This window comes from Microbacterium sp. MYb54 (assembly GCF_002979515.1).
Classification (GTDB): Bacteria; Actinomycetota; Actinomycetes; order Actinomycetales; family Microbacteriaceae; genus Microbacterium.
This window is the reverse complement of sequence record NZ_PCPA01000041.1, coordinates 1-6,171: the sequence shown is the minus strand read 5'-3', so window position 1 is coordinate 6,171 and position 6,171 is coordinate 1. Positions and strand designations below refer to the sequence as shown.

7 protein-coding genes and 5 pseudogenes are annotated in these 6,171 nt (G+C 63.4%); 8 read left to right on the top strand and 4 right to left on the bottom strand.

The features are described 5' to 3' along the window. Positions 1–577: 577 nt before the first annotated feature. Positions 578–844: a hypothetical protein gene (locus CQ040_RS20590; protein ID WP_146113978.1), complete on the bottom strand. Its 267-nt coding sequence runs from the start codon at positions 842–844 to the stop codon at positions 578–580. A gap of 59 nt (positions 845–903) precedes the next feature. Continuing rightward, on the bottom strand, positions 904–1,128 hold the full coding sequence (locus CQ040_RS20350; RefSeq protein WP_308736914.1) for a low temperature requirement protein A: 225 nt from the start codon (positions 1,126–1,128) through the stop codon (positions 904–906). Here CQ040_RS20350 and CQ040_RS21215 point away from each other — a divergent pair. Next, a complete protein-coding gene (locus CQ040_RS21215; protein WP_308736913.1) occupies positions 1,127–1,264 on the top strand; it encodes a hypothetical protein in 138 nt (45 codons plus the stop codon). The genes CQ040_RS20350 and CQ040_RS21215 overlap by 2 nt on opposite strands. Positions 1,265–1,292: 28 nt before the next feature. Here CQ040_RS21215 and CQ040_RS21340 read toward each other — a convergent pair. Continuing rightward, positions 1,293–1,934 (bottom strand): annotated as a pseudogene (locus CQ040_RS21340) (DUF6196 family protein). Here CQ040_RS21340 and CQ040_RS21335 point away from each other — a divergent pair. The 5 genes and pseudogenes from CQ040_RS21335 to CQ040_RS21325 form a co-directional block, all read left to right on the top strand. Continuing rightward, positions 1,933–2,010: pseudogene (locus CQ040_RS21335) on the top strand (alkyl sulfatase dimerization domain-containing protein); the annotation flags it as partial. The pseudogenes CQ040_RS21340 and CQ040_RS21335 sit on opposite strands and share 2 nt — an antisense overlap. Then, positions 2,000–2,419: an alkyl sulfatase dimerization domain-containing protein gene (locus tag CQ040_RS21330; RefSeq protein ID WP_374954156.1), complete on the top strand. Its 420-nt coding sequence runs from the start codon at positions 2,000–2,002 to the stop codon at positions 2,417–2,419. The pseudogene CQ040_RS21335 and the gene CQ040_RS21330, both read left to right, overlap by 11 nt. Then, positions 2,325–2,570, top strand: a pseudogene (locus tag CQ040_RS20910) (alkyl sulfatase C-terminal domain-containing protein); the annotation flags it as partial. The gene CQ040_RS21330 and the pseudogene CQ040_RS20910, both read left to right, overlap by 95 nt. Before the next feature lie 66 nt (positions 2,571–2,636). Continuing rightward, positions 2,637–3,015: pseudogene (locus tag CQ040_RS20335) on the top strand (ATP-binding protein); the annotation flags it as partial. A gap of 396 nt (positions 3,016–3,411) precedes the next feature. Next, on the top strand, positions 3,412–3,636 hold the full coding sequence (locus tag CQ040_RS21325) for an N-acetyltransferase (RefSeq protein ID WP_105528697.1): 225 nt from the start codon (positions 3,412–3,414) through the stop codon (positions 3,634–3,636). A gap of 129 nt (positions 3,637–3,765) precedes the next feature. Here CQ040_RS21325 and CQ040_RS20325 read toward each other — a convergent pair whose 3' ends face one another. Further along, positions 3,766–4,815 carry a S66 peptidase family protein gene (locus CQ040_RS20325; protein ID WP_181157128.1) on the bottom strand — a complete coding sequence of 350 codons (1,050 nt, stop codon included), beginning with the start codon at positions 4,813–4,815 and terminating at the stop codon, positions 3,766–3,768. Positions 4,816–5,373: 558 nt separating this feature from the next. Here CQ040_RS20325 and CQ040_RS20320 point away from each other — a divergent pair. After that, positions 5,374–5,850: a hypothetical protein gene (locus tag CQ040_RS20320; RefSeq protein ID WP_105528696.1), complete on the top strand. Its 477-nt coding sequence runs from the start codon at positions 5,374–5,376 to the stop codon at positions 5,848–5,850. After that, positions 5,837–6,171 (top strand): annotated as a pseudogene (locus tag CQ040_RS20315) (hypothetical protein); the annotation flags it as partial. The gene CQ040_RS20320 and the pseudogene CQ040_RS20315, both read left to right, overlap by 14 nt.

Genomic DNA, 6,171 nt, shown 5'->3' with positions numbered 1-6,171 from the left:
GGTATCCCCGCGGAATTGAGCGTCGAGGTTCGCGAGCTCGCAGACCCCTACCTCAAACATCGCTCGACGACCTCCGCACCAGACACCGTCGACGCGTGAGCCACCTCAACCTGTGACTACTTTCGCCGTCGGCTAGCTTCTTGGATTCCCGTTGGTTTCAGCGACGCTTCGGGAAGTCGAGAACTTGACCCGTCCCGAGACTCCGGTCACTCCGAGGAGCGAGCGGCAAGGCACTTCCACATCCACGTCTTCAGGTTCTACGGGCAGCTCGACTACACGCTCGAAGAACTGATCGCCGAACTGCCTCCGCGCGACCGCGAGGCGTTCCGCTCATACACCGAGAAGATCGTCGACTCGGTCTCCGGCGTCCGCCCCCCGCTCATGCGTCTGCGCAGCATGAGCGTTGTCCCCACAAGGATGATGCTGAGGCTCCCGCCCACCGCAAACGCCAGGAAGGCGGGGTCCAGGCCCGTCACCGCGAGCACCGCGCCTCCGCCCGCACACGGAGCCCCGGGAGATCCGGGTCGATCCGGACCTCCCGGCACCTCCGGATCGACTGGTACCACGATGGGCATATTCACAATCTGCCCCACGTGCACTTCGAGGTCTGCAGCGTCGATTGCTTCTTCGGCGCGGTGAGGTTCTCCCGCAACCAGTCATCGATCAGCGGCTGAAACGCGCCGAGCTTCGGAGCCCGACGCTCAGGAGCCTTCCTCTCCGGTGGGAATGGAGAAGCCAACGCCTGCCGGATCATTCGACGATGCACACCGAACCGTTTCGCCAATGCATTCATCGAAAAGCCCTCGACACCTGACGCGCGCCGGATCTCCGCAAATAGCTCCACCCTGGGACCCAACTGGCCCTCCTCACTCGAAACAACGACTGAGAACCCCGCTGACCAAATCAACCCGATATGAACACCCGCATCACCACGTACCCGGCGACCATGATCTCGTTCTCGACCGGCTGTCCCCGCTCGAGCGACGCGAACATCGGCGGAAGGCCGATCGCCAGCACGACCACGCCCGCCATCTGCACCATGGTGAGCACCCGGAACAACCAGTCATCCGTGTCGAACGCCGACGCGAACCATGAGTAGTTGATCCACGCCCACACGATCGCGACCATGGCGAAGCAGAACCCGCCGATACCTGCGGCGAAGTCGCCGTGGGCGATCGCCGAGGTTGCCGGCGACCCCGAACGCGGCGACGAATGTCAGATCGAACAGCAGCTCGAGTGGCGTCGCGGTCCATGGTGGAAGTAGGCAGGCGTCGACATGTGAACCCCCTCTATCACGCCCGCGTTGCTTGCCTTAGGTCGTCGAGAACGTCTTGCATCGGCCCTCCAAGTTCAACAGGGCAACCCCAGTAGTCGTAAATTCCTCCGCGCGCACTGTTCTGTCCGCACACGACAAAAACTCCCGTTCCCGGACGTTGCTTAAGCACACTTGCGAGCCACCCAACGAACCCACTGTTGTCATCGGCGTGAGGAAAGTGGAACGAAAACAGTGCGAACTTCTCTACGGCATCGACGGAGGCGGGAGCGAGCCAGGATCAAGACTGTTCATCTCTCACGACCGCGAGCACGTTCGAACTCAAGATCGGCGGCTGCGCGATTTCCGACTCTGAGAATGACCAGATGCCGTCGAGCGCCACGAGCTCGGCTGCCGAAATGACCTTCCGTAATCGTTGTTCCGTCTCCTCTTTAGATTCGTGGCTCACACTCACCATGATCACTCCCTTCACTTGCTGTAGCTTGCCCGACACCTGAAAGCAGTTGCGTACAACGGACCCAGCATCGTCGCGGGCACACCCTGTTCCAGAGAGGCTGGGGGCACCGCAGCCCTTGGGGTGGAATCTGCGGTGCCCATCCACGACCAGTCCCTGCGGCTCGCCAACAAGGGGGTACACCCCGCTCGAGGCAGCGGAGGTCATCGCTCTCCCCGATGAGCTCGCGCACAAGTGGTACAACCGCCAGTACCACGGCACCGTGCACCACGATGTCCGCGGTGTCTTCACCAAGGAACTCGGCATGTGGGACGGCGACCCGGTGTCACTGCCCCCCATATCCCGGTGGAGTCGGCCAAGCGCTACGTCGACCTCATCAGCGCCGACAAGATCCTCCAGGAGGGCAAGCGCGCCTTCGACGAGGCGACTACAGATGGGCGGCCGAAATCCTGCACAAGCTCGTCTTCGCCCAACCCGACGGCCAGGACGCGAAGAACCTTCAAGCGGACGCGTACGAGCAGATGGGCTACCAGACCGAGGCTCCACAGTGGCGAGGCATCTTCCTCACCGCCCGCCCGCGAACTGCGGGAGGGCGTCATGGACGCAGCGTTCAGCACGGCGTCGCCGGACACCATCCTGGCGATGCTGCTCGACGTGTTGTTCGACTTCGCCGGCGTGCACATCATCGGTGACAAAGCCGTCCACACCGACCTGCGTATCGACTTCGCTTTTACTGATATCGGTGAGACGTGGACGGTATGGGTGAAGCGCGGCGTCCTCAACGCCCGCCTCGGCGCCTCACCCGACACTCAGCTGACCGTCTCCGGCCCGAAAGCTGCACTGGTCGGCATCATCAGAACACTCGACCCAGACACCGGGTCATTCCTTCAGAGAGACGTCAAACACCTCGTCGAACTGCTCCGCGACCAGCACGACCGCACCACCTCGCGATAATCCTGATCGGCATGCCCGGAATCGACGAACGCTTCCGCCACTACCACAGCTCTTCAGCCGACTCGGATTCTCACACCAGTACCGAACCCTCGGGCGCGATGAGCTTCTGTTCGTCCCGGACCGCCATTGGAAGCGCCTCGGGAGGACCCTCGACCCGGACGATTTCACTGATGCACAGGCAATCGCTGCGATCGAGCGCATCACCCGAGGCAACTTCCGCCTCCTCGAGAGACTCTTCCCTCAAATCAATCGCGTGCTGAAGATCAACCAGCTCGACACCATCACCGACGACGTCGTCGAAGCCGCCGCCAGCATCCTCGTTATCGGCAACTAGCGCCACAGAGCGATCACAGAACGCCGCCTTTAAGCGCCGAACTCCACGGTTCTTCCCCGGCGCCCGGGGCGTTCGCACCGAAAACGATCGCTTTAGGCGATGCTGATCTGCGCGTGACCGACTGAAGGCGGCCGCAGTCAATAAGCTTCGGTCTGTCGGTACGCAGAGCAATTGAGGCAGACGTTGATCGGTTGGGTTCCCTCAGCGAAGGAATCCAACGGCTGCACGCGGAAGGAAGGCCCGACCTATTCAGAGCGCCTGATCGCGAGGTGCTGCGTGCGTTCCTCGCTGAGCAACTGGCCAACGGGGCGATCCTCCTCATTTCAGAGCTTGACGGTGCGGCCGCGGGCTACCTGCTCGCAGAGATCAGCGCGCGACCCGCGAATCCATTCCGGCATGCGTCCAAGACGCCTGTACGTGCACCACATCGCGGTTGACCCTGCCTTGCGGCGTCGGCGGATCGGTCAGGAGCTGATGGACGCTGCTGTGGCTATCGGACGAGCAGAAAACGTTGACGCCATGAGACTCGACTCCTGGTCTTTCAATTCGAGCGCTCACGCGTTCTTCGAATCGGAGGGATTCACGCCACTCAATGTGGTCTTCGAACGAAAGCTGCTCTGACAGCCAGCAGCGCTAGCTCGGGCGCACCGAGACCCGTTGCCGAAAGCGGGTTCTGGAGAACCTTTGCGGCATCCCGTTCCGCCGACCCTGTGCGGCAACACCGAAAACGATCGTTTTGGGCTGGATTACTTAGTAGTCCGCAGTCACAACGCGGCGTGCTCCGTCGAGCGCAATGGTGCCGCCATGTGGGACGATCCACTGCGGACGGGTGTGCCCGAACGGCACCCCGACGCAGACCACCGCGTCGGGGTTGTATCTGACGATCTGCTCGATGATGGTGTCCCGTTGCGCCTCGCGCAGACGGGTTCGCTCCGGGGCCGAGGGCACGGGCGAGTGCAGCTTGCTAACCGGCGGTCTGGCAACAAGCACACCGGCAACGACGCCGAGGAGTCCGCGCTCGCCCAGGGCGCGTACCCAACGCTTGACCTCGGTCGCGGACGGCCCCTCCCCGCCGGTCTCCAGCAGAAGAATCGCCCCGTCGAAGTCAGAGACATCGGGCATTCGCCCGGCAAGAACAATCTGGTCGATGACCTCGATGCAACCGCCCCAGCTGCGACCAGACACGGCCTTCTCTGGTCCGGCCCACGTCCATGGCTCGGTGGCCTCACGCGCACCGAAGTGCAACAGAGACCGTGGGTCTTCCCACGGCGACCCAAAGTCCTCGGACTCGCCTGGCTCGGTAAGCTCTAGAGTCCCGCCGTCGAGCAGGGCAGCCCGCAGCGACCGCACGTGGACGTCGTCGAGATGAGGGCCAGGCCCAAGGTGCACCTGGGTGGACCCGCCGTAGAAGCTCGGCACGCCGAGGTTCCAGAGCAGGTTGTGCAAGTTCGTGTTGTCGCTGTAGCCCAGGAACGGTTTCGGATTCGCCGCGAGCACCCGGGCATCGATGTGCGGAATGACGGTCACCTGATCGTCGCCGCCGATCGTGGCCAGCACGGCGCGGATGTTCGGGTCTGCGAAAGCTTCGGTGACGTCGGCGGCCCTGGCCTCCGCACTTGCGCCAAGCTGCCGGGTAGTTGGGTATTCGACCGGGATCAGTCCTGTCGCCTCGGTCAGCCGGCGCATCGCCTGCTCGTGAAGGGTGAGCGAGATCGCTGGAGCGGCGGATGCCGGCGAGATCACTGCGACCCGATCACCTGGATGAGCCTTCGGACCAGCTCTGAACGACTTTGCCACCATCCCCTGATTACACCAGAAGCCCGAGCCGATAGCGGATCCCGGGCCGTCCGAAACTCCTGCCGAAAGCCCATTCCGGCGGACCTTTGTGACGTCCTGTTCTGCACTCGCGGCATTGCCGCGCCGCAAACGATCGTTTTCGGCTGGGAGACAACTTGGCCATCGCACCTGACCGGACGCGCCTCATCCGACGCGGTTCGTGAGATTCCGACACTCCCGTGAGACAGCCCGACAGCTTTCGTGAGAGTGCGACACTCTCCGTGAGATCTGACAAGTAGCCTCTCAACGACGCCTACGGCTCCCGACCCTGCCCTCTGAACAGTGTTTACACGTACACAAGGGTCGGGATTCGGGAAGCCGCAGGCGATCGCATCGAGGGGTGTGCACAGCTGCACCGCGGATATCATGAACGAAGGCACCCGGCTGTCGAGCACCCCCACCCCGCGCGGGAAGGTGGTCCGAGCCTGTTGTGAACCTGACATTTCCCAGCAGCTCCAGCCGGGTGCCGCCTACCTCGTCGATCACCCTCACCCTCACACCGATCACGAAAGGCACCCGCTGATGCTCCACCGCGACAGCATCGACCTCCTCGTCACCGCAGCCATCGCCGCACTCAGCAACGACGACGAACTCACCACCCACCACGAACGCCTCGTCACCTCCGCCGACACCCTCGGCCAGATCCTCACCGACGCCGCGCTCGCCGCATCCGCGGAACCCTACAAGTGGCAGCCCGTCGCCGAACTCCTCACACCCACTCTCGTCGACGAGCTCATCCTCCAGCTGGAACGCACCCGCCTGGCCTACATCGACGCCTGCAGCAAGGCCGGCGACTGGGCGCACTCCCCCGCCCACCGCTACATCGACCAGCTCGGCACCAGCATCCGCGCCCGCCTCGACCGCGGCACCACCGACCCCAATCAGATGATCCTCACCTCGAGCGAGCTCGAGGAGACAGACCCCGACTGGCGCCGCCCCACCATCCACGCTCACCACGACCTCACCGACTCGCAGGAGGATGACCATGGCCAGCCGTGACCTCGTCGGATACGACTACATCGCCGCCGGGCTCGGCCTCAAAGGCTCACAGCAAGCACGAGAGTACCGACACCGCCACGACGACTACCCCAAGCCCGCGAACCCCGGACAGCGCTCCCCCCTATTCCGCCGCGTCGACGCCGACCGCTACATCGACGCACACCGCAAACCGGGCGCACCCGAGAACCCCACACCCGAGCCCATCAAGATCGACCTCACCAAACTCGTCGACTTCTCCTACCTCGCCAACGGCCTCCAGATCTCACTGAAGACCGCATACAAATACGGCACCCCCACCAGCGGCCAATACATCCCCGGATT